The following is a 23,171-nucleotide window of genomic DNA, read 5'->3' as shown; positions in this document are numbered from 1 at the left end:
ATCAGACCGTCTGGAAGGGAATGTCGATCTGCCGTTTCTGCGTCAGCCATGCCGGCACCGGCAAGCCCTTGGATTTCAGGAAATCCGGGTTGAAAAGCTTGGACTGATAGCGGTTGCCGTAGTCGCAAAGCACCGTCACGATCGTGTGCCCGGGGCCGAGATCCCTGGCGAGCCGGACGGCGCCGGCGATATTGATGCCGGTCGAGCCGCCGAGGCAGAGGCCTTCGTGCTCGACGAGATCGAAGATGTAGGGCAGCGCTTCCGCATCCGGGATCTGGTAAGCGAAGTCCGGTTTGAAACCTTCGAGATTGGCGGTGATGCGGCCCTGGCCGATGCCCTCGGTGATCGAATTGCCTTCCGACTTGAACTCGCCATGGGCGTAGAATTCATAAAGGGCGGCACCTTCCGGATCAGCGATGCCGATCTTGATGTCCGGGTTGCGGGCCTTGAGGCCGAGGGCGACACCGGCAAGCGTACCGCCTGAGCCGACTGCGCAGATGAAGCCGTCGACCTTGCCGCCGGTCTGCTCGAAGATCTCGGGCGCCGTGGTCTGGACATGGGCTTCGCGGTTGGCGACGTTGTCGAACTGGTTGGCCCAGATCGCGCCGGCGGGTTCGGTCTTTGCAAGCTCCTCGGCAAGGCGGCCCGAGATTTTCACGTAGTTGTTCGGGTTCTTGTAAGGGACGGCGGGAACCTCGACCAGTTCGGCACCCAGCAGCTTCAGCGCGTCCTTCTTTTCCTGGCTCTGGGTTTCCGGGATGACGATGACGGTGCGATAGCCGAGCGCCTTCGCGACCACGGTCAGGCCGATGCCGGTATTGCCGGCCGTGCCTTCGACGATGACGCCGCCGGGGCGCAGCAGCCCCTTCTTTTCAGCGTCGCGGATGATGTAGAGCGCTGCCCGATCCTTGACCGATTGGCCGGGGTTCAGGAACTCCGCCTTGCCGAGGATTTCGCAGCCGGTCGCTTCGGAAGCGCCGTTCAGCCGGATGAGGGGCGTGTTGCCGATCACGTCGAGGACGGAGGAATGGGAGGTCATCGGGGGTGCCTTCTTGTTCATCGCACATGTAAACAGGGTCTTTTCGGCGGACAAGGACCCGGAGGCAAGAAATTCTGTTTCCGGAAAGGGTTTGCCCCCGTAAAATCCATCTATCCGAGGCCGGATCCGCGGTTGCGAGGGGTGGGTGAAAGAGGGTTCGAAGTGCCGTCCTCTAATGTATCGACAAGCCCTTAAAAAAATCGGCCCTATTATATTGGAAGTAGTAATCCAAATTTCTCTCCATGCGTATAGACGTACAGTTAAAGCAGAGACGAAACCGCTTTAGGCGACGCATTGACCTCGCTTTGACCGGATTTTTGCATAAAACTGGCATTTTGGACATGCTGCGGAACCTTGAACGGCTGGATCTTCTGATCGCGCATTACGTGTCCGGCTCACTTCCGGAGCCGGCTCACGTTCTCGTCGGTTCGCATCTGGAAATGCAGGCCTCCGCCGCGAAACTGGCCGGTCTCATGGAGGGCCTTGCCGGTGAGATCCTGCAAATGACCCCGCCCGTGGCATTGTCGGCCCGCGAGCGACGGTTGGCTGAGATCTTCGCCTCCGCCGCGCCGGCGGAGCCTCCTGCCAGGATCTTCGCAAAATCGGGATTTCCCGCGCCGCTGCGCGCCTATGCGGGTACGGACCTTGCCGATATCAGATGGAAAACGAAGCTCCCGGGATTGCGCCATCACGTCATCGAAAGGTCGAAGGATGTCGAGACGAGCCTTTTATGGGGACGACCGGGAAGGGCGCTGCCCCAGCACGGCCATCAGGGGCTTGAACTGACCTTGGTGCTCGACGGCGAATTTCACGACCATCGCGGTAGTTTCGGCAAGGGTGATGTCTCGATCGCGGACGAAATGCTGGACCATCGGCCGATCGCGGGCAAGCGCGGGCCGTGTCTCTGTTTTTCCGTGCTGTTCGCGCCGATCGCCCTTTCCGGCTCCACCCTCCGGCTTTTCGGCGATCTCATCGGTCTCTGAACCATCAAGGCCGGCGACCGCCGGCCCATTCGTTCAGTTCAGATGCAGTTGCGCTTCGCTGACCGCTTCTTCGAACTGCTGGCGCGCTTCCTCCGGCGATCTGCGCCCATCTAGCGCTGCCCGGCAGACGCTGCGCGCTTTGACAAAGTGTGGTCCGCGCATATCCGGCCACCGATCCGTCAGAAGCGCAAGCGCCTCAAACGGTCCGTTGATGACCTCAGTACCGAGTTGCCCGAAGGCGACGCGCACCGGTTTTTGCCAACTTGCCTGCGGCATCTTTCGTGTCCTCCCTGGATACCAACCTTAAAAAACGATGCAGCCGGCATTTGGTTCCGCCGGATTCAAAAAAATCTGATCAGGCGGGCGATGATCCAAAAACAAGCCGCCATACCTCTCGATACGACGGCTTTCGGTCAGCAATGCGGAAGCGATTACTCGACGACCTGAACCACGGTGTGGGTGCGCGGATCGACGATGACGCGCTGCTGGTTGACGACCGCATAGGCATAGGTCGGCGCTTCCGGGATGGGGGTGAGGACGACCTGTTGCGGGATCGGCTGGCCGACGACGACGCGCTCCTGCACCACGACGGACTGCTGTATCGGTTGCTGGCGCACGTAGGTGACGACGCGTTCCGGCGGCGGGTCGATCGCCGTGCCGGCGACCGCGCCGACTACGCCACCGACGGCAGCGCCAACCGGACCACCGACGATTGCACCGGTAACCGCACCGCCCACGGCGCCGTTGACCGTGCTCTGCTGGGCCATTGCGCCGGTCGCGAGGAGGCCGATCGCGGCGGAGAGAATGATGAGCTTTTTCATGGTCACTTCCTTATCGGTTGAAGTGGCCGGAGAACGTGGCGGCATCATCTTTCGTTCCGCCTTGATCGGCGCGTAGGACTTCAGTCCTAATAGGACAGCTTGGGATACCAGTGCGGCGCGCGGCCTTCCGGGGTAGAGTCGAGGATCGTCCAGATAGGCATCAGATCGGGTGCGCCGCGCGGGTCCTGGCCGGGGTCGGCAGTGGCACCGCCCATCTCGCCGCTCCAGAAATGCCGCATGGTTCCATCCCGGCGGGTGAACACGTTGAAGGCCGCGTCGTCGCTGCCGTCCTTGCCGATCGCGTGGTAATCCCGGCTGAACTCGCCGCTTGTATCCGAATAGAGCGGCAGATGGTGCCAGCCGCGCTCCCGTTTGAAATCGGTGAGCCGCTGCAGCGGCGAACGTGCGACGACGGCGAACGCGACGCGCTGCCGGATGTCGGGAACCTCGCCGTCCCAGGAGGAAAGCAGCGACGTGCACATTGGGCAGGGCCGCTCGCGCTGCGGACCGAACATATAGCTGTAGATGACCAGCGTTTCCTTGTCCGCAAACAGCTCTTCGAACGAGATCCTGCCGTTCACGCCCTCGAACGTATAGTTCTTCGGCACATGTCCGCCCGGCGGCAGATGGCGTCTCTGCTCGGCAACGCGCTCGATATGGCGACGGAGCTCGATTTCCTCGGCGAGAAGCGCATCCCGCGCCTCCCTGTATGCGGCGCTTTCGTTGGGAAAGTGCACGCCATTCTTTCTTGCAAGTTCGATTGCCGGTGTGAGGCTCTGCATATCCATGACATTCCTCCGTCTGTAATGGTCGGGCAGGAGACTTGGCCTTGCCCCCGCTGATATAGTCGCCAAATTGCGGGCGGACACGGGCTCGCCCACATAAAGGACGTGCGCCGGCGGTCTATTCCGACAGGCGCGCGGGAAAAGTGAACCGGAATTGAGGGAGCAAGATGTCAGGGCGATTTCTGATCGAGGGACCGGAAGACGCACGTCTCACGATCCTGCTTGCGCACGGCGCCGGCGCGCCGATGGATTCGGCATCGATGACGGCTGCGGCGAAAGCCCTGTCGGCCACGGGTTTTCGTGTCGCGCGTTTCGAATTCGGCTATATGGCGGCGCGCCGTACCTCCGGCGATCGCAAACCGCCGCCGCGGGCCGAGACGCTGAATCCCGAATACAAGGCGGCGATCGCCGAACTCGGTGCGAAGGGACCGCTGATCATCGGCGGCAAGTCGATGGGCGGACGGGTGGCCAGCATGATCGCCGACGAGCTCTACGCGGAAGGCAGGATCGCCGGCCTGCTGTGCCTCGGCTATCCGTTCCATCCTCCGGGCAAGCCGGAGCAGCTCCGCACCCAGCATCTCAAAGGTCTCAAGGCGCCGGCGTTGATCTGCCAGGGAACCCGCGATGAATTCGGCACCCGCGAAGAAGTATCTGGCTACGAACTCTCGAAGGCCATCGAGATCCTCTGGCTGGAGGACGGCGATCATGACCTGAAGCCGCGCAAGACGATTTCCGGATTTTCCGCCACCGACCATCTCGCGACGATGGCGGAAACCATGCTCGCCTGGACGGCAAAGTTGAGGATTTGAGCGGGATAAAGGCTCCCATCCTGCCAGTTGATGGTGCCCGCACGGTGCATTGGGAAGAAAGTCCCCAGTCGGCGACATGGAGAAAAGCGCTCCCGAAATCTTCTCATTTGATGTTATGAACTATTTAGTACAAAATGACGTCGCGGATGCCGGTTCGAAGTGGGAGGTCGCTCGCCGGTGCATCTGAGGAGCCTCTTCGGTCACATTCCGAGGAAAAGGGAGGGACCGGCATGAAAACGTCGATAGCCACGGTTTCGATCAGCGGAGAGCTGCCCGAGAAGCTGGAAGCGATTGCCAAGGCCGGTTTCGATGGGGTGGAGATCTTCGAGAACGATTTCCTCGCCTTCGACGGCAGCCCCGCCGATGTCGGCAGGATGGTGCGCGATCACGGGCTGGAGATCACGCTATTCCAGCCGTTCCGCGATTTCGAGGGCATGCCTGCCTCGCATCGGAGCCGCACCTTCGATCGCGCCGAGCGCAAGTTCGACGTGATGCAGGAACTCGGCACCGACCTCGTCCTTGTCTGCTCCAACGTCTCGCCGGTCTCTCTCGGCGGCATCGACCGGGCGGCGGCCGATTTTCACGAGCTCGGCGAACGGGCCGCCAGGCGCGGGTTGAGGGTCGGCTACGAGGCGCTCGCCTGGGGCCGGCATATCAACGACCATCGCGATGCCTGGGAGATCGTGCGGCGTGCCGACCACTCGAATATCGGGCTGATCCTCGACAGCTTTCACACCCTGTCGCGGAAGATCGACATCAATTCGATCCGCTCCATCCCGAAGGACAAGATCTTCATCGTCCAGCTCGCCGATGCGCCGCTGATCGACATGGACCTGCTCTACTGGTCGCGGCATTTCCGCAACATGCCGGGCGAGGGCGATCTGCCGGTGACCGCCTTTACCACCGCGATCGCCGCGACCGGCTATGACGGTTATTTCTCCCTGGAGATTTTCAACGACCAGTTCCGCGGCGGATCCAGCCGGGCGATTGCCGATGACGGCTACCGTTCGCTGATCTATCTCGGCGACCAGGTGCGACGCAGCCCGAACGCATCGGGCCTGACGGTTCGCGACATGCCCGACCGCGCTTCGGTCAAGGGCGTCGGTTTCGTAGAGTTTTCCTCCGACGAAAAGGATGCGGCCGATCTGGCCGCCATTCTCCGGACGCTCGGTTTCCGCAACACGGCGAAACACAAGTCGAAGAAGGTCAGCCTTTACAGCCAGGGAGATATCCGTCTCCTCGTCAACACCGACGAAAAGGGGTTTGCCAACGCCTCGTTTGCGGTCCACGGCACCTCGGCCTATGCGATGGCTCTCGTCGTCGAGGATGCCGGGCAGGCGTTCGAAAGGGCGGTGGCGCTGGGGGCTGAGCCGTTCCGGCAGCAGGTGGCAAAGGGCGAAGTGGAGATACCGGCGATCCGCGGCGTCGGCGGCGGGCTTGTCTACCTGATCGACGACAAGAGCAATCTCGGCCGCTTTTCCGAGATCGATTTCCAGGCCGTCAACGAAGAGGGCGAAGCCGAGGTGGCGCCGGCGCATCTCAGGCATGTCGATCATATCGCCCAGACGGTCGCCTACGAGGAAATGCTGACCTGGCTGCTCTTCTACACCTCTATCTTCGAGACGCAGAAGACGCCGATGGTCGACATCATCGATCCGGCCGGCGTGATACGCAGCCAGGTGGTCGAAAACGCCTCCGGCACGCTCCGCATCACCTTGAACGGCGCCGAGAACCGCCGCACGCTCGCCGGCCATTTCATCGCCGAAAAGTTCGGATCCGGCGTCCAGCATCTCGCCTTCCAGACCGACGACATCTTTGCGACGGCCGCGGCGCTGCGCAAGAACGGGTTCAAGCCGCTTGCCATCTCGCCCAACTACTATGGTGACGTCGAAGCTCGCTTCGGCCTCGATGCCGAGCTTTCGGAGCGGCTGAAGGAAGAGAACATCCTCTACGACCGCGACGAGCACGGCGAATATTTCCAGCTTTACAGCATGACCTATGGCGAGGGCTTCTTCTTCGAGATCGTCGAACGGCGCGGCTATCGCGGTTACGGCGCCCCGAACGCCATCTTCCGGATCGCGGCGCTGAAGAGGGCGCTTCGGCCCGAAGGCATGCCGAGGGTTTAAACGGCCGGGGCGGTTCGGTCGTCAACTGGTGATGCCGGGAGGGCCGCGCTCCGCTCGACCTATTGCGGTATCTGGACGGCTCTCGGACAGACGCCGAAATGGCCGCCTTCCATGTGGACGAAGGCGACGCCACCTTGCTCGAAGGCGAGGCGCAGCTGCGCCTCCGTCGCCCGGTGGAGGTCGTGCCGGCTGCCTTCGTAATCGCGGATGGTGCTGCGCGACACCCCCGACCGGTCGGCGAGATCGGTCTGCGTCCAATCCAGAAACCCACGGGCGGCGCGACATAAGGCCGGCGTCAAAATTGCGTTCTTTGCGGCTTGACCCATCTCACCAAACTGCCCATATTGGTCAATATATATCATATATGGCAATTTGGATTCGATTGCTAGATGGAGCATTCGCAGGCATTTTCGCAGCTGGCGCTTGGCGGATGCGCAGCACATAGGAAGGCCGGAGCATTGGGATAACGTCAGGACCATATCTTCTTCTTGTCCTTCTGGTCCTGCCTTTCCTCGGAAGCCTGGTCTCCGTATTTCTGCTGCGAACGCGCTCGCGCGTGCTGCCGTCCTGGGTCGCCGGCGCCACTGCCCTCCTGTCCCTGCTGATCGTCGCGTCCTTCTATCCGAGCGTCACCAATGGCGGCGTACTGCGCTTCGAGGGTACTTGGCTGCCGCAGCTTGGCCTCGACTTCACCCTCCGCATGGATGGTTTCGCCTGGCTCTTCTCCATGCTGATCGCCGGCATCGGCTTCCTGGTGGTCGTTTATGCCCGCTATTACATGTCGGAAGACGATCCGGTTCCGCGCTTCTTCTCCTTCCTGCTCGCCTTCATGGGAGCGATGCTCGGCATCGTCATCTCCGGCAATGTCATTCTGCTGTCGGTGTTCTGGGAACTGACCAGCATCTTTTCCTTCCTGCTGATCAGCTACTGGCACAACAATGCCGCCGCGCGCGACGGCGCCCGCATGGCGTTGACGATCACCGGGATCGGCGGTTTCTGCCTGCTGATCGGCCTGCTGCTGCTCGGCAACATCGTCGGCAGCTACGACCTCGACAAAATCCTCGCCGCCGGTGATGTCATCCGCGGTCATTCCCTCTACGTGCCGGCGCTGGTCTTCATCCTGCTCGGCGCATTGACCAAGAGTGCCCAGTTCCCCTTCCATTTCTGGTTGCCCAATGCCATGTCGGCGCCGACCCCGGTCTCGGCCTTCCTGCATTCGGCGACCATGGTGAAGGCCGGCGTCTTCCTGCTGGTGCGGTTCTGGCCGGCCCTGTCGGGAACCTATGAATGGTTCTACCTGGTCGGGCTGGCGGGCATCATCACGCTGGTGCTCGGCGCCTATTTCGCGATGTTCCAGCAGGACCTGAAGGGCCTGCTCGCCTATTCGACGATCAGCCATCTCGGCCTCATCACCACGCTCTTAAGCCTCGGAAGTCCGCTGGCGACCGTCGCGGCGATCTTCCACATGGTCAACCATGCAACCTTCAAGGCGTCGCTATTCATGGCCGCCGGCATCATCGATCACGAGACCGGCACGCGCGACATGCGGCGATTGAGCGGGCTTTTCCGGTATCTGCCCATCACGGGCACGCTGGCCATGGTGGCGAGTGCCGCCATGGCGGGCGTTCCTCTGCTCAACGGCTTCCTGTCGAAGGAAATGTTCTTTGCGGAAGCGGTCGAAACCCATGCGGATTCCATTCTCGACCGCATTCTCCCCTATGTCGCAACGCTCGCCAGCGCCTTCAGCGTCGCCTATTCGCTGCGTTTTATCCACACGGTCTTCTTCGGCCCGCCGCCGACGGATCTGCCCAAGCCTAAACCGCATGAGCCGCCGCGCTGGATGCGCTTTCCCATCGACCTTCTCGTCGTCGCCTGCCTGATCGTCGGGATCATTCCGGCGATTTCGATCGGGCCTTTCCTGCATACCGCCGTCGTCAGCGTGCTAGGCTCGGAGACCCCGGAATACAGCCTTTCCATCTGGCACGGCGTCAACCTGCCGCTGATCATGAGCGCGATCGCGCTCGTCGGCGGCACGCTGCTCTATCTCTCGCTCCGCAAATATCTCGCGACCTGCGAGGACGGCCCGCCCATCCTGCGCAACCTGAAGGGCCAGCGCATCTTCGAGCGGGTTCTCGTGGAAGTGTCCTGGCGCTGGGCCCGCTCGCTCGAACGCCGCTTCGGCACCCGCAATCTCCAGCCGCAGCTCCGCTGGGTGGTGGCGACCGGTTTCCTTGCCGGGCTCCTGCCGCTCTATCTCTCCGGTTTCGAAACCCGCGACATCGCTTTTTCCGGCATCGATCCAGCCTTTGCCGCGATCTGGCTGCTCGGCATCTGCCTCGCCTTCGGCACAGCCTATCTCGCCAAATACCATCGCCTTGCAGCCCTCGTCATGCTCGGCGGCGTCGGGTTGATCGTCTGCATCACCTTCGTCTGGCTGTCGGCGCCGGATCTCGCCATCACCCAGCTCCTCGTCGAGATCGTCACCACCGTCCTCATCCTTCTCGGCCTGCGCTGGCTGCCGAAACGGACGCAGGGACTGGCCGAGTCCATCACGCTGCGCGCCCGTTTCCGGCGCTTCCGGGACCTGGCGCTCGCCGTCGTCTGCGGCATCGGCATGACCTTCATCGCCTATGCCGTCATGACCATGCCGGTGCCCGATGCCATCGCCAACTATTTCCTCGAAAACGCCTATTCGCAGGGCGGTGGGCGCAACGTCGTCAATGTCATCCTGGTCGATTTCCGCGGCTTCGACACGCTTGGGGAGATCGCGGTGCTTGGCGTCGTGGCGCTGACGGTCTTCGCACTGCTTCGCCGTTTCCGCCCGGCCGACGACAGCATGGACTTGCCGGAACAGCAGCGCATCCAGAACCGTTTCGACGAGGATCGTCCCGAGCGTTCGGCCGGCGATACGGTGCGTGACTACCTGCTCGTCCCCTCGGTTATCATGACTTGGCTGTTCCCGGTGATCATCACCTTCGCCGTTTATATCTTCATGCGCGGCCATGACCTGCCGGGCGGCGGCTTCTCGGCCGGTCTGACGCTGTCGATCGCGTTCCTGCTGCAATATCTGGCCGGTGGCACGCGCTGGGCGGAAGATCGCCTGCGCATTCTGCCGCTGCGCTGGATGGGGGCGGGCCTACTGACCGCGGTTTCGACGGGCATCGGTGCCTGGTTCTTCGGTTACCCGTTCCTGACCTCGCATTTCCAGTATGTCGAGCTGCCGCTGATCGGCAAGATGCCGGCCGCCACCGCGCTGCTCTTCGATCTCGGCGTATTCTCGCTGGTGGTCGGATCCACGGTGCTCATTCTCGTGGCGCTGGCGCACCAGTCGATCCGCATCAACCGCCTGCGGGCGATCGATGCAACGCGGACGGAGGAGGGCTGATGGAACTCGTTCTTGCCACCGCGATCGGCGTGATGACGGGCTGCGGCGTCTGGCTCATCCTGCGTCCGCGCACCTATCAGGTCATCGTCGGCCTTTCGCTTCTCTCCTATGCGGTCAACCTCTTCATCTTCGGCGTCGGCGGGGTGAAGACCAACGTTCCGCCGATCCTCGTCGACGGCGTTCCCATCTCGACGCTCGCCGATCCGGTGCCGCAGGCGCTGGTGCTGACGGCCATCGTCATCGGGTTTGCGACGACCGCGCTGTTCCTCGTCGTGCTGCTCGCCTCCCGCGGGTTGACCGGTACCGACCATGTCGATGGGAGGAACGAGCCGAAATGAATGGCTGGATCCATCACCTCATCATCGCGCCGATCCTTGTGCCGCTGGTCGCCGCCGCACTCATGTTGTTCTTCGACGAGCGCCAGCGTGTCGTAAAGGCGATGATCAGCCTCGCATCGACGCTGATCCTGGTCGCCGTCTCGCTCACGCTTCTGCGGATCGAAAGCGGTCCAAGCGAATTCGACGGCGTTTATCTGCTCGGAAACTGGGCGGCACCTTTTGGCATCGTACTGGTTCTTGACGCGCTGTCGGCGCTGCTGCTGCTGCTGACCGCGCTGCTCTCGGTCGCCGCCTTGGTCTTCTCGCTCGCCCGCTGGCATGCGGTCGGCGCGCATTTCCACACCATGTTCCAGCTGCTGCTGGTCGGGCTGAACGGCGCCTTCCTGACCGGCGATCTATTCAATCTCTTCGTCTTCTTCGAGGTGATGCTGGCGGCATCTTATGGATTGCTGCTGCACGGCTCCGGTCCGCTGCGCGTCAAGGCGGGCATGCACTATATCGCCGTCAACCTGGCCGCAGCACTTCTGTTCCTGATCGGGGTGAGCCTGATCTACGGCACCGCCGGCACGCTCAACATGGCCGATCTTGCCGCACGAATTCCCGATATCGAGCCGGACCGGCGGATGCTGATGGAGGCCGGCGCCGGCGTGCTCGGCATCGCCTTCCTCATCAAGGCGGGCATGTGGCCGCTCTGCTTCTGGCTGCCGACCGCCTATAGCGCCGCCTCGGCCCCGGTTGCCGGCATATTCGCGATCATGAGCAAGCTCGGCATCTACATCATCCTGCGGCTCACCGTGCTGCTCTTCGGCGAAGGACCATCTGCCGGTTTCGGTGCGGATGTGCTTCTCTACGGCGGCATCGCGACCCTGATCTTCGGCACGATCGGTGTGCTGGCGTCGCAGGCGCTGGGACGGCTTGCCGGTTTCTCCGTTCTGGTCTCATCGGGCACGCTGCTGATGGTGCTCGGCATCAATGACGGAGCGATCTCTTCGGGCGCGCTGCTCTATCTCGTCAGCTCGACGCTGACGATCAGCGCCTTCTTCATGCTGATCGAACTGGTCGAACGCGGCCAGGATGCCGGTGCGATCGTCCTTGCGGTCACCATGGAAGCCTATGGCGACGCGGATGAGGACGAGCCGGAGGAGGGCGACGGCGTCACCATGCCAGGCACGATGGCGATCCTCGGCATCTGCTTTGCGGCCTGCGGCATCCTGCTGTCCGGCCTGCCGCCGCTCTCCGGCTTCATCGCCAAGTTCGCGATGCTATCGGCGATGATGGGGACCGGGGCGATCGGCGTACCGCCGACGGCGGCCGTCTGGGTTCTGGTCTTCCTCGTCATCCTCTCCGGCATCGCATCGCTGATTTCGATGACCCGCGCCGGCATCCGCACTTTCTGGAGTTCGCTCGAAGGAACCGTGCCGCGCGTCCTCGTCATCGAGATCGTGCCGGTGATGTTCCTGCTATTCCTGACGCTTGCGCTCACCGTCCAGGCCGGACCGGCGATGCAGTATATGGATACGACGATCCGCAGCCTCAGCAATCCGCGGATCTATATCGATGCGGTGCGCAAAGCGGCGCCTATCCCTGACTACGACGGCGCTGCGTCGACCGAAGCAGGGGGCAAATGATGCTGCCCTATCCGCTGCTCACATTGTCGCTGGTCCTGATGTGGCTGCTGCTCAACGGCTTCACGCCCGGCCATCTGGTGCTCGGCATCCTGGTTGCCGTGTTCGCGTCGTGGGCGATGGCATCGCTGCGCCCGGACAAGCCGCGGCTCGGCAAATGGTACCTGCTGCCGAAACTGTTCGGGATCGTACTCTACGATATCGTCAAATCGAACATCGCGGTTGCGCTGATCATCCTCAAGGCCGGCCGCCGCAGCCACAATCCCGGTTTCCTGACCGTCGAGCTGGATATCGAGAACCATACCGCAATCGCGGTTCTGGCCGTCGTGCTGACCAGCACGCCGGGATCTGCCTGGCTGGAGTATGATTCAAACGACAAGACGGTGTTGCTGCATATCCTCGATCTGGACAACGAGGCGGAATGGCGCAACACGATCAAGAACAGGTATGAAAAGCTGCTGATGGAGATTTTCGCATGAGCGCCATCATTCTCTTCAGCGCGGTCTCGCTCGCTCAGCTGATGCTGGCGGCGGCGATGGCGATCGCCTCGGTGCGCATGTTCCGGGGCCCAAGGGCGCAGGACCGCATCATCGGCCTCGACACGCTATACATCAACGCGATGCTGCTGCTGGTGACCTTCGGCATCGGCACGGGCCGCGTGATCTATTTCGAGGCGGCGCTGGTCATGGGGATGCTGGGCTTCGTGGCGACCGTGGCGCTTGCGAAATTCCTGATGCGCGGGGAGGTGATCGAATGATGCAGGCTGCAGCCGATATCCCCGTCTGGGCCGCCATCGCGGTCGCGTTTTTCCTGCTGATCGGTTCGGGTCTTGCGCTGATCGGTGCCATCGGCTTCCTGCGCCTGCCGACCTTCTACGAGCGCATCCACGCGCCGACGCTCGGCACCAGCTGGGGGATCGGCGGCGTCATGCTGGCTTCAATGATCTTCTTCACGGTTTCGTCGGGACGCCTCGTATTCCACGAGATCTTGATCGGCATCTTCGTGACCGTGACGACGCCGATCACCTTCATGCTTCTCGCCCGCGCTGCCCTCCATCGCGACCGGGCAGAGGGGAACGGCAATGTTCCCGACAAGCAGAACAAGAGCCAGATAGCCAAGGGTGTTTCGGACGAGAGCGAGTCCCGGAACTGATAGGTTCCGCCGAGCCTCCTGTCGGCAATCAAACCCGCAGAACGCATCCGCACCATCACCACCCAAGTCCTTGCCGACGACGCAAGCAGACCACCACCCGCGCATCCGATATTTGAGGTGGTCCGGGAGCCATCAATTATGCGATCAATTGTGCGATGCAGCGTTCAGACCGAATTTCGAGCGGAAGGGCGCCGGCAAAGACAGTCGACAATGTGCGGTTCGGAAATTTCGCCTGAAAGCACGGGAAAATTGCAGCTAGGATAACTAGCTACCGTAAATGGAATGCTGCAGATATCTCCGGTCCTCAAGTTGCGGCGCAATATCCGTTTTCCTGATGACAGACTCACTGAGCAACAATATACCGTCAATCCAGGACTAACTATCGGACGTCATGGATGAAGACCTGGAAGCCTGACCTGACCCGCAGCCGCTCCCCGCGATACATGGCGATCGCCGATGTCATCGAGATGGACCTGAGGAGCGGCAACCTCGTCGTCGGCGACCGTTTGCCGCCGCAACGCGAGTTGGCAAAGGTGCTCGACGTCGATTTCACCACCGTGGCGCGCGGCTATCTGGAAGCCCAGAAGCGGGGTCTGGTCAGTTCGCATGTGGGACGCGGCACATTCGTGACCGGCGGCGCTGATAAGGAACGCCGGGGTTTCGTTTCCGAGGCCGCGCCGGATCCGCGCCGGGCCTCGATCGTCGATTTTTCGATGAACATGCCGCCGGAGCCCGATGATCCGGAACTGATCGCGCGAATGCGGGAAGGGCTCACCGCAGTCGCAACCAATCTCCTGCCTTTGCTGCGGTATCAGGGTTTCGGCGGTGCCGGCATGGACAAGGAGGCCGCCGCGGTTTGGCTCAGCCGGCGCGGCCTGGTTCCCTCGCAGGAGCGCATTTTCATCACTCCCGGGGCGCATCCGGCGCTGTTGGCGATCTTCGGTGTCTTGGCAAAACTGGGCGAGACGGTGCTGTCGGAAAACATCACCTATCCGGGCATGCGGTCGATAGCCGCCCAGCTGCGATTGAACCTCGTCGGCCTGCCGATGGACGAAGACGGCATTCTGCCGGCAGCCTTTGCGGAAGCCTGCGAGATGAACAAGCCGAAGGCGCTTTATCTCAATCCGATCCTGCAAAACCCGATGACGCTGACCATTCCGGAGCGGCGTCGGGAGGAAATTTGCGCAGTGGCACGCAAATACGGTGTGCCGATCGTCGAGGATGATGCCTATGGCTTTGTCCCTCTCCACGCTCCGGCGCCGCTCGCGGCGATGGCTCCAGACCTGACCTGGCATATTGGCGGGCTTTCGAAATGTATCGGCGCCGGCCTCAGGCTCGCCTATGTCGTCGCCCCGGATACCAAGGCGGCGTGGCCGTTCGTCAGTGCCATGCGCGCCAACAACGTCATGGCGTCGCCGTTGTCGGCAGCGCTCGCCACCCGCTGGATCGAGGACGGCACGGCCGACAGCATGCTGCAGTTTATCCGGGCCGAAGCGGCGGCCCGCCAGGCGCTGGTCGCTGGCATATTGCCAAAGGGCAGCTATCGGGGCGACCCGCTCGGCTTCAACATCTGGCTGCCGTTGACCGAGGGCTGGACCCGCTCGACGTTCGGCAGCCACATGCGCTCCGCCGGCATAGGCGTCGTGGCGAGCGATGCCTTCACCGTCGACGGGCCGGCTCCCGAAGCGGTGCGCGTATGCCTCGGCGGCCCCATCCAGCGGCCGGCGCTCAAGGCCGCTCTGGAATTCATGGGGCACGCGCTGGAGACCTCACCCGAAATGGCCGGCTCCTTCTTCTGATCTCTCCTCTTCCCGTGGTCCATGACCGGAATGCCCTGCGGCATTCTGGCCAATCGACGTATTGAATGCATCAATCTATATAAATGACTGCACTCAATAGTCGATTTGATCGCTTTGTTTCCAAGGACGATGATCATGGATCACGAATGGCCTCCTCTCCCTCCCATGCAGACCGGCATCCGTGGGCGTTGCCCGCGCTGCGGTCAGGGGCATCTGTTCAACGGCTTCCTAACGCTTGGCCGGAAGTGCGAGGCCTGCGGATTGGACTATTCCTTCGCCGACCCCGCCGACGGCCCCGCCTTTTTCGTGATCTGCTTCGCCTGCGTGCCAAGCGTGCTTCTCGGCGTCTGGCTGGAAGTGCAGTTCCAGCCAGCCTGGTGGGCTCACCTGCTGGTGACATTGCCCTTCATGCTGCTGACCTGTATTCCGCCGCTACGGCCACTCAAGGGCTGGCTGGTGGCGAGCCAGTATTTCTACAAGGCGGCGGAGGGCAAGCTGGTGCGGCGGGCAAGTTGAACCCAGTCATCTTTAGGAATTGACTGGAGCGCTGAGGAAACTTGTCAGTTCCCGCGCGGCTGCACCACCGGCACGGTTGGCGCCGATCGTCGAAGCGGATGGGCCGTAGCCGACCAGGTGGATGCGCGGGTCCTTGGCGACCTGCGTCGCCAGTCGGCCGGTCATGACGATGCCGCCACCCGCCTCGCGCAATTGTAGCGGGGCAAGATGATCGAGCGAACTGCGAAAGCCCGTGCACCAGAGGATCACATCAGCCCTTTGCTCGGAACCATCCGGCCAGCGGATTGCATGTTCGGTGATCTCGGAAAACATAGGCAGCCTTTTCAGCACACCCCGGTCTCGTGCCGCCTGGATTGTCGGCGTGACGGGCAGGCCGGTGACCGAAACCACCGAACCCGGCGGAAGGCCCTGGCGGACACGATCTTCCACGAGCGCCACGGCGGCGCGTCCCACCTCCGGCGTGAACGGCTCGTCGCGGAMTTGCGGTTCCCGTCGCGTCACCCAGGTGGTCGAGGTGACGCGCGAGATCTCGTCGAGCAACTGGATCGCCGAAATCCCGCCGCCGACCACGACGACATGCAGGCCGGCAAATTCGTCCGCAGTGCGATAATCCCGCGTGTGGAGCTGCCGTCCATGGAAACGATCAGCACCGGGATAGTCGGGAATGTAAGGCGATTCCCATGTGCCGGTGGCATTGATGAGGCCTCGTGCCGAAAAGGCACCGCTGTCGGTTTCGACCCTCAACCGATCTCCCCTCGGGCAGACGACCGTTACCTTGACGGGACGATGAATGCGCAGATCGAAGGCGGCTTCGTAGGCCGCGAAATATTGCGGCACGGCGACCGACGCCTTAACCAGATTGGCTGAAGTATCGACCACCTCCTCGAACCGCATTCCGGGGAGGTCATGGACACGATTGGCAGTGGCCAGGGTCAAAGAAGGCCAGCGAAATTGCCAGGCACCGCCAGGCTCCGGAGACTGGTCCAAAACCACGAAATCCTTGTCCGGCGCAAGGCCGAGCTTACGCAGGTGATAGGCCGAGGACAGGCCCGCCTGACCCGCTCCGATCACGACGATATCCACCTTGATCGCCACGCGGGCATGATCGGGTTTGTCGTCGGCGGGTTGATCCAGTTCGGAGTCTGCGGCCATGCGGAATATCGATGCCAGTGACGGGTCAGGGAGCGGGTAGACGAGGCTTATACGTCCGCGAAAGACGCTTCAAGCAAAACGGGCTGCCGGTGCGTCGGGAATTGCCACGCCCAATTCATGTGGGGACGCCCACGGCCGAGCGCCGCCGGTGCTCGCTCTGGTCGCCGGACCTGTGCCATAGTGCGGTCCTTCCGACGAAAGCGATTCCATGCCACCGACCCCAGACCGCATCGATCCCCTGTTTGACAGACAAGGCACGAGAAACCCGCTCGACGTGCTGAAGCGCGTTTACGGCTATTCGTCGTTCCGGGGCAAACAGGCCGCTGTCGTCGAACAGGTCGTATCGGGCGGCGATGCCGTGGTGTTGTTTCCGACCGGCGCGGGCAAATCGCTCTGCTTCCAGATCCCCGCCCTCTGCCGCGATGGCGTGGGCATCGTCGTTTCGCCGCTGATCGCGCTGATGCGCGATCAGGTGGAGGCGCTGAAGCAACTCGGCGTGCGCGCCGCCGCCCTCAATTCCTCGCTGACACGCGAAGAATTCGTCGACGTCCGCCGGGCGATCGCCAACGGCGATCTTGATCTCCTCTATGTGACACCCGAGCGCATTGTCACGCCGGCCTTCAAGGATATGATCGGCAATGCGAGGATCGCATTGTTTGCGATCGACGAAGCGCACTGCGTCTCGCAATGGGGTCACGACTTCCGCCCGGAATATCGCGAGCTTGGCCATCTCGCGGAATATTATCCGGGAGTGCCGCGCATGGCGCTGACGGCGACCGCCGATCCGCATACCCGCGAAGATATCATCGACAAGCTCGCTCTGCGCTCGGCCGAGGTGTTCACCACCTCCTTCGACCGACCGAACATCGCCTATGAAATCGTCGAGCGAGACCAGCCGCGCCAGCAGCTCCTGCGTTTCCTGTCCCGCCACAAGGGGTCGAGCGGCATCGTCTATTGCCTGTCGCGCGCCAAGGTCGAGGATACGGCAGAGTGGCTGAACGGGCAGGGTATTCGGGCACTCGCCTATCATGCCGGCATGGACCGCAGCATGCGCGATGCCAACCAGGACGCTTTCCTCAAGGAAGAGGACCTTTGCCTCGTCGCCACGGTCGCTTTCGGCATGGGCATCGACAAACCGAACGTGCGTTATGTCGCCCATCTCGATCTGCCCGGTTCGGTCGAGGCCTATTATCAGGAGACTGGTCGCGCCGGCCGTGACGGCCTGCCGTCCGACGTCTGGATGGCCTATGGCATGGCCGATGTCATCCAGCGCGGCCGGATGATCGACGGCGGCACGTCGGGCGACGATATCAAGCGCGTCGAACGCGCCAAGCTCAATGCGCTGCTCGGCATCTGCGAAACCCCCGGCTGCCGCAGGCAGGCGATCCTGGCTCATTTCGGCGAGGCGCATGGCGGGCAATGTGGCAACTGCGACACCTGCCTCAAGCCGGTCGAAACCTGGGATGGAACTGAAGCCGCCATCAAGGCATTGGCGGCGATCTACCGGACTGGCGAGCGTTTCGGCACCGGCCACCTGATCGACGTGCTGCTCGGGAACCGGAACGAGAAGACCACGCGCTTCGGCCATGCGGACATGCCGGTTTTCGGGGTCGGCAAGGATATTCCGTCGAAGACCTGGCAGTCGGTTTATCGCCAGCTCCTCGCGGCCGGCTTCGTCAGTGTCGATCATGAGGCGTTTGGCGCGCTGAGACTGGAAGAGGGCGCGCGCGCCGTCTTCAAGCGCGAACGCGAGGTCCGTTTCCGCAAGGACCGCCCGACGACGGGCAAGGCATCGCGAAGCGCATCACCGAGCGCTGCAAACGCAAGATCCACGCTGGAAGGGGCCGAGGCAGAACTCTTCGAGGCACTGCGCGTCGCGCGCCTGGGGATCGCCAAGGAGCTTTCGGTGCCGCCCTATGTCGTCTTTCCGGACACGACACTGGTCGCCTTTGCGACCGCCCGCCCGACGAGCCGCGACGCGCTGCTCGGCATTTCCGGCGTCGGACAGTCGAAGCTCGAGCGGTACGGCGACGCCTTCCTGGCGGTGATCCGGGCGCACGACAGGTAAGCAGGCCGCCTGTGCGTCAGTAGAACGTCGAGTGGAAAGGGGTAACCGCAGCCCCCATCGCCGATGCGTCGCTGGCGATCTCCGAAATGATCAGTTTTGGACTGGGGCGCGGTACGCCATAACGAGGGCGTCCGAAAATCTCCGTCCGGTCGATCATCATCTGCGCCAGGTCCGGCGGTACCTGCCCGCCGAAGACGATCACCTGCGGATCGAAGATCGCCGAGATGGCATTGACCAGGCGATTGTGGGCCGGCGTGATTTCGTTCACCCATTCGGCAACACCTGGCCATTGCGGGTCGAAATGCCGGCGCATGTAAGTGATGGAGGGCACATCGACGCCATTGCGAACAAGCCGCTCGATGAGCAGCTGTAGCGCTGGTCGCCGCTGGTTTTCCTCTTGGTTGTAGATGCCTGAAAACTCGCCGGCATTGCCATTGCCGCCCAGCAGCAATTCGCCGTCGCTGACCAGCCCGCCGCCGAAACCGTAGTTGAAGCTGAGATAAGCGAAATGCTTGACGTAGCGGCCGGCACCGAACATCGACTCGGCGATGGCACCGGTATTGGCGCCGTTGTGCACCCAAACCGGCTTGCCGAAAAACTCCGCCAGCAGCGGGCCGAGTTCGATCAGCGACCATTCATGCAGCGGCAGGGGCGCGTTGTAGCGGGTTCCTCCGACATGATAGCCCGCTATTGCAAAGCCGATGCCGAAAAGAGCCTCCGGGGACAGGTCGTTGAGCTTCTGTGCCTCCACGAGCCGTGTCCTGACCAGATCGAGAGACTGCGCCATCGTGTGTTCGCGCAGCGTCACGCTGCTTTCGGAGAGGATATTGCCGGCAAGGTCCATCAGGCAGATGCCGATAACGTCGGTATTGACCGAGATGCCGCAGGAATAGGCGTAGCGGGCGTTGAGGCGGATCGTCGGGCTCGGCTGCCCGCGGCCGACGCCAGGTTTTGGAGAGCCGAGCAAGACGATGCCGCGTTCCGCCAGCTGGTCGATGATCCGATAGACCGATTGCTGGGTGAGGTCGGTATGATCGGTCACTTCGGATCGTGAAAGACCGGGGTGACGCCAGATGAGTTTGAGCAGGCTGCGCTCGTTCGGCGATACGACGCCACTTTCACCTGCGCGCAGGAATTGGGGCGGGATCAGAGCTTCGGGAAAATAGGCCACTGATCCACCTCCGTCGCCAACAATTACCATCGAGGTGTAATAATTGCGGTTGTATGTCGCCGTCTACCTCGCGTTTTCCTTTGCTTAGACGGAAATCCCTTTCGCGACAAGGGTTTCAGCTCGTCATTTAATTGTTACACGTAAAGTGTAGTAATGCCGCGTTCCGATGCCGATCCAACTCGGCCGACCATCCCAACAGGCGAGGGCAATGATGAAGATTTCCATTCTGGCGGCGGCTGCCGCCCTGATGGCGGGCGCGTGTTCCGCGCAGGCCGCCAATATCGAGTTCTGGTACGGCAATACGGGCCCGGTCGAAACCGCGATCAAGGCCCAGTGCGATGCTTTCAATGCCGCACAGACCCAGCACAAGGTCACCTGCGTCGGCCAGGGCAGCTACGAAGTGTCGATGCAGAAGGCGATTGCCGCTTATCGCGCCAAGAACCATCCGGTGCTGATCCAGTTCTTCGATGCCGGCACGCTCGACCTGATGCTGTCCAACGCCGTCGTGCCGGTCCAGGAAATCCTGCCCGACGTCAAGTGGGACAGCTATATCGCCGGTGCCCGCGCCTATTACGAAACGTCCGGCGGCAAGCTGTTCGCGCAGCCCTACAATGCCTCGACGCTGTTGTTCTATACGAACAAGACCGAACTCGAAAAAGCCGGCATCACCCAGACCCCGACCACCTGGGAAGAAGTGATCGATGCGGCCCGCAAGCTCAAGGCTGCCGGCCATGCATGCCCGTTCGTCACCGATGGCGATACCTGGCGCGTGCTGGAGCAGTTCTCGGCCCGCCACGGCCTGCCGATCGCTTCAAGGCATAACGGTTATGATGGCCTCGACGCCGAATACGTCTTCAACACCACCTTCGTCGCCAAGCATCTCCAGAACCTGGTGGATTGGCGCAAGGAAGGCCTCGTCAAGCTCAATGCTGATACCAAGGCCGGCAATTACACCGCCGCCTTCAACGCCGGCGAATGTGCGATGATGGAAGGCTCCTCGGGCTCCTACGCCGCCTCCACCAAGGCCTTCGACGGCAAGTACCAGCTCACCGTCAATATGGCGCCGATGTACAAGGGTTACGAGCGTCACAATACGCTGGTGGGCGGCGCTTCGATCTACGTGATGAAGGGCCATGACCAGGCTCAAGTCGATGGCGCCAAGGCCTTCCTCGACTTCCTGCGCAAGCCGGAACAGCAGATGGCGTTCACCGCCGCGACCGGCTACGTCCCCGTCACCAACGACGTGCTCGACGCGATCAACAAGAGCGGCGACGCCAAGGCTGCGAAATATGCAACCGCTGCCATTGGCATCGAGTCGATGAACCAGCCGCCGACTGCCGACAGCCGCGGTATTCGCCTCGGCTTCTACGTGCAGTTCCGCGAGATCTTCGTGGAAGAGACCCAGAAGGCCTATGGCGGTCAGCAGACCATGCAGGTCTCGCTCGACAACGCCAAGAAGCGTGGCGACGAATTGCTGCGCCGCTTCGAGCAGACCTACAAGGGCGTCAGGCTGCCTTGATCCAAGCTTGATCGGCGCGGGCGGGACACAAGTCCCGTCCGTGCCGGTCCCTCACTGCGGGCTTTTCCCATGACCTCCGAATCCACCCTCTTCAGCAACCGCTGGCTGCCGATCCTATTGGTCGCGCCGTTCATGCTGCTGATCGTCCTCTTCTTCTACGTGCCGATCTTCCAGGCCTTCTACTGGTCCTTCTTTCTCGAGCAGCCGTTCGGCGGCGGTTCGATATTCGTCGGCCTCGACAATTTCGCCCGCGTCCTTTCCGATCGGGAGTTCTGGCAGGCGGGCTGGCCCACCCTCGTGTTCATGGTGACGGCATCGTCGCTCGCCGTGCTGATCCCGCTGATTCTCGCGGTCGCCGCCGACCGGAAAATCCGCCTGTCGCTGCCGGCCCGCAACGTGCTGGTCTGGCCGAAGGGCGTCGCGGGCGCCTCGATCGGCGTCGTCTTCGCTTTCGTCTTTAATCCGTTCGTCGGCATCCTGGCGCCGCTCAACCAAGCTTTTCCGGGCATCTGGGCACCCGGCATCGACGGCACGGATGCGTTCATCACGCTGATCGTCGCGCATGTCTGGGGTGGCATCCCGTTCAATTTCGTCATCCTTCTGGCCGGGCTGCAATCGATCCCCCGTACCATGCACCAGGCGGCGGCGATGGACGGGGCAGGGCCCTGGCGGCGGATCTTCGACGTGCAATTGCCGCTGATCATGCCGCAGCTCTTCCTGACGCTGGTGCTGGAATTCACCGAGAGCGTTACCTCGGCCTTCGCGCTGATCGACACGATCACCCATGGCGGTCCGGGCGGCGCGACCACACTGCTCGTCTACAAGATCTACAAGGACGGTTTCAGCGGTTACGACCTCTCCGGCGCCTCCACCCAGACCGCGATCCTGATGGTCTTCGTCATCCTTCTCACCGCCGCCCAGTTCGCCTTCCTCGGCCGGCGCATCAACTACGAGCGCTGACCGATGATCGAGAACGCCCGCTCCCTCAACATCACGGCAAGCCTGATCCTGCTCGTCGGCATGCTCTACATCCTCGGCCCGCTCTATCTGACGCTGGCGACGGCATCGCAATCCTACGAATTCCTGCTGCGCAACGGGCTCGCCTGGTATCCCGGCGACCAATTCCTGAACAACGTAGCGCGCATCTTCACCGAGACGCGCATCCCGATCCAGATGCTCAACAGCCTCGTGGTAGCGTTCAGCCTGGCGATCGCGACCTGCGTCCTGTCCTTCCTCTCGGCCTATGCGATCGTCTATTTCCGCATCCGCTGGGCAGGTGTCGCCTTCGCACTGATCCTCGCCACCATCATGCTGCCGGTCGATATCCGCGTCATCACCACCTATCAGGTGGCGTCGAACGTGTTTTCGCCGGTCAATGCACTGCTCGACGTCACCGGCCTCAACGGGCTAATAACCCAGGTCTTCGGCGCGCCGGTGCAGCTCGAACTGAGCGTGCTGAATACCCATTTCGGCCTCATCGCGCCACTTGCCGCGCATGGTACCGGCACGTTCCYGTTCCGCCAGTTCTTCCGCACCCTGCCGGGAGATCTGTTCAAGGCCGCCCGCATGGACGGGGCCGGTCCGGTCCGCTTCATGTTCGATATCCTGCTGCCGCTGTCGCGCACCAGTTTCGCGGCGCTGTTCGTGCTGACCTTCCTGAGCGGCTGGACCCAGTATCTCTGGCCGCTCGTCGCCTCCTCAACGCCGGACATGCAGACCGCCGTCGTCGGCCTGGCGCGCCTGCTGCCGGATTCGGATGGCGAGGTGCCGGACTTTCCGACGATCATGGCGGGCGCCGTGATCGTTTCCCTCGTGCCCCTCCTGATGATCGCGCTCCTACAGCGGTATCTGGTGCAGGGCCTCGTGCTTTCGGAGAAATAGCG

At 62.4% G+C, this 23,171-nt stretch carries 22 protein-coding genes; 15 read left to right on the top strand and 7 right to left on the bottom strand.

The genetic code is table 11. The features are described 5' to 3' along the window. Position 1 precedes the first annotated feature (1 nt). Positions 2–1,039, bottom strand: coding sequence for a cysteine synthase A (locus tag AC1D3C_RS09075; protein ID WP_105401427.1), 1,038 nt, complete (start codon positions 1,037–1,039; stop codon positions 2–4). A 341-nt stretch (positions 1,040–1,380) separates the two neighbouring features. Here AC1D3C_RS09075 and AC1D3C_RS09070 point away from each other — a divergent pair, with 341 nt between their 5' ends. After that, complete coding sequence (locus AC1D3C_RS09070; protein ID WP_477482643.1) at positions 1,381–2,022, top strand: ChrR family anti-sigma-E factor; 642 nt, start codon at positions 1,381–1,383, stop codon at positions 2,020–2,022. Positions 2,023–2,055: 33 nt separating this feature from the next. Here AC1D3C_RS09070 and AC1D3C_RS09065 read toward each other — a convergent pair whose 3' ends face one another. From AC1D3C_RS09065 to AC1D3C_RS09055, 3 genes are all read right to left on the bottom strand, one after another. Further along, positions 2,056–2,298 carry a DUF982 domain-containing protein gene (locus AC1D3C_RS09065; protein ID WP_007772754.1) on the bottom strand — a complete coding sequence of 81 codons (243 nt, stop codon included), beginning with the start codon at positions 2,296–2,298 and terminating at the stop codon, positions 2,056–2,058. Positions 2,299–2,453: 155 nt separating this feature from the next. Further along, positions 2,454–2,843, bottom strand: a complete 390-nt coding sequence (locus AC1D3C_RS09060; protein WP_051900072.1) for a DUF1236 domain-containing protein — start codon at positions 2,841–2,843, stop codon at positions 2,454–2,456. Positions 2,844–2,929: 86 nt separating this feature from the next. Further along, positions 2,930–3,631 (bottom strand): DUF899 family protein, encoded by a 702-nt coding sequence (locus tag AC1D3C_RS09055; RefSeq protein WP_247035281.1) that lies wholly within the window; start codon positions 3,629–3,631, stop codon positions 2,930–2,932. Between the two features lie 164 nt (positions 3,632–3,795). Between AC1D3C_RS09055 and AC1D3C_RS09050 the strand changes: the two genes are divergently transcribed. Beyond that, positions 3,796–4,437 carry an alpha/beta hydrolase family protein gene (locus tag AC1D3C_RS09050; protein ID WP_477482642.1) on the top strand — a complete coding sequence of 214 codons (642 nt, stop codon included), beginning with the start codon at positions 3,796–3,798 and terminating at the stop codon, positions 4,435–4,437. A gap of 230 nt (positions 4,438–4,667) precedes the next feature. Further along, entirely contained in the window at positions 4,668–6,563 is a 1,896-nt protein-coding gene (locus tag AC1D3C_RS09045) for a bifunctional sugar phosphate isomerase/epimerase/4-hydroxyphenylpyruvate dioxygenase family protein (protein WP_477482641.1), read from the top strand. 59 nt (positions 6,564–6,622) lie between these two features. Here the strand turns inward: AC1D3C_RS09045 and AC1D3C_RS09040 are convergent, their stop codons facing one another. Next, on the bottom strand, positions 6,623–6,934 hold the full coding sequence (locus AC1D3C_RS09040; RefSeq protein ID WP_038549081.1) for a helix-turn-helix domain-containing protein: 312 nt from the start codon (positions 6,932–6,934) through the stop codon (positions 6,623–6,625). Positions 6,935–7,026: 92 nt separating this feature from the next. Between AC1D3C_RS09040 and AC1D3C_RS09035 the strand changes: the two genes are divergently transcribed. The 8 genes from AC1D3C_RS09035 (at position 7,027) to AC1D3C_RS09000 (ending at position 15,378) form a co-directional block, all read left to right on the top strand. Further along, a complete protein-coding gene (locus tag AC1D3C_RS09035) occupies positions 7,027–9,948 on the top strand; it encodes a monovalent cation/H+ antiporter subunit A (protein ID WP_477482694.1) in 2,922 nt (973 codons plus the stop codon). Next, positions 9,948–10,286, top strand: coding sequence for a Na+/H+ antiporter subunit C (locus tag AC1D3C_RS09030; RefSeq protein ID WP_477482640.1), 339 nt, complete (start codon positions 9,948–9,950; stop codon positions 10,284–10,286). Before AC1D3C_RS09035 ends, AC1D3C_RS09030 begins: the two co-directional genes overlap by 1 nt. Continuing rightward, positions 10,283–11,914, top strand: a complete 1,632-nt coding sequence (locus AC1D3C_RS09025) for a monovalent cation/H+ antiporter subunit D (protein WP_477482639.1) — start codon at positions 10,283–10,285, stop codon at positions 11,912–11,914. The genes AC1D3C_RS09030 and AC1D3C_RS09025 overlap by 4 nt, the downstream gene beginning before the upstream one ends. Further along, a complete protein-coding gene (locus AC1D3C_RS09020) occupies positions 11,914–12,390 on the top strand; it encodes a Na+/H+ antiporter subunit E (protein WP_038593261.1) in 477 nt (158 codons plus the stop codon). Before AC1D3C_RS09025 ends, AC1D3C_RS09020 begins: the two co-directional genes overlap by 1 nt. Beyond that, positions 12,387–12,668, top strand: a complete 282-nt coding sequence (locus tag AC1D3C_RS09015; RefSeq protein WP_037084596.1) for a K+/H+ antiporter subunit F — start codon at positions 12,387–12,389, stop codon at positions 12,666–12,668. Before AC1D3C_RS09020 ends, AC1D3C_RS09015 begins: the two co-directional genes overlap by 4 nt. Continuing rightward, positions 12,665–13,063: a monovalent cation/H(+) antiporter subunit G gene (gene mnhG, locus AC1D3C_RS09010; RefSeq protein ID WP_247136388.1), complete on the top strand. Its 399-nt coding sequence runs from the start codon at positions 12,665–12,667 to the stop codon at positions 13,061–13,063. Before AC1D3C_RS09015 ends, mnhG begins: the two co-directional genes overlap by 4 nt. A 395-nt stretch (positions 13,064–13,458) precedes the next feature. After that, positions 13,459–14,862, top strand: a complete 1,404-nt coding sequence (locus AC1D3C_RS09005; RefSeq protein ID WP_477482638.1) for an aminotransferase-like domain-containing protein — start codon at positions 13,459–13,461, stop codon at positions 14,860–14,862. A gap of 132 nt (positions 14,863–14,994) precedes the next feature. Next, positions 14,995–15,378, top strand: coding sequence for a DUF983 domain-containing protein (locus tag AC1D3C_RS09000; protein ID WP_477482693.1), 384 nt, complete (start codon positions 14,995–14,997; stop codon positions 15,376–15,378). 12 nt (positions 15,379–15,390) lie between these two features. Here AC1D3C_RS09000 and AC1D3C_RS08995 read toward each other — a convergent pair whose 3' ends face one another. After that, complete coding sequence (locus AC1D3C_RS08995; RefSeq protein WP_477482637.1) at positions 15,391–16,530, bottom strand: NAD(P)-binding domain-containing protein; 1,140 nt, start codon at positions 16,528–16,530, stop codon at positions 15,391–15,393. A 208-nt stretch (positions 16,531–16,738) separates the two neighbouring features. On the opposite strand from AC1D3C_RS08995, the gene recQ reads away from it, so the two are divergent. Beyond that, positions 16,739–18,598, top strand: a complete 1,860-nt coding sequence (gene recQ / locus AC1D3C_RS08990) for a DNA helicase RecQ (RefSeq protein WP_477482636.1) — start codon at positions 16,739–16,741, stop codon at positions 18,596–18,598. A 16-nt stretch (positions 18,599–18,614) separates the two neighbouring features. Here the strand turns inward: recQ and AC1D3C_RS08985 are convergent, their stop codons facing one another. Continuing rightward, a complete protein-coding gene (locus AC1D3C_RS08985) occupies positions 18,615–19,769 on the bottom strand; it encodes an ROK family protein (RefSeq protein ID WP_477482635.1) in 1,155 nt (384 codons plus the stop codon). Between the two features lie 211 nt (positions 19,770–19,980). Between AC1D3C_RS08985 and AC1D3C_RS08980 the strand changes: the two genes are divergently transcribed. The 3 genes from AC1D3C_RS08980 (at position 19,981) to AC1D3C_RS08970 (ending at position 23,169) form a co-directional block, all read left to right on the top strand. Beyond that, positions 19,981–21,288, top strand: a complete 1,308-nt coding sequence (locus AC1D3C_RS08980; protein ID WP_477482692.1) for an extracellular solute-binding protein — start codon at positions 19,981–19,983, stop codon at positions 21,286–21,288. A 69-nt stretch (positions 21,289–21,357) separates the two neighbouring features. Then, positions 21,358–22,248 (top strand): carbohydrate ABC transporter permease, encoded by an 891-nt coding sequence (locus AC1D3C_RS08975; RefSeq protein ID WP_477482634.1) that lies wholly within the window; start codon positions 21,358–21,360, stop codon positions 22,246–22,248. A gap of 3 nt (positions 22,249–22,251) precedes the next feature. Then, the gene (locus tag AC1D3C_RS08970; RefSeq protein WP_477482633.1) at positions 22,252–23,169 is read left to right on the top strand and encodes an ABC transporter permease subunit; all 918 of its coding nucleotides are present in this window, start codon (positions 22,252–22,254) and stop codon (positions 23,167–23,169) included. Positions 23,170–23,171: the final 2 nt, after the last annotated feature.

The sequence above is a fragment of the Neorhizobium sp. P1_A6 genome (assembly GCF_056406795.1).
Note: the sequence above shows the minus strand (reverse complement) of the source record. Positions and strands in the feature narration are given on the sequence as shown.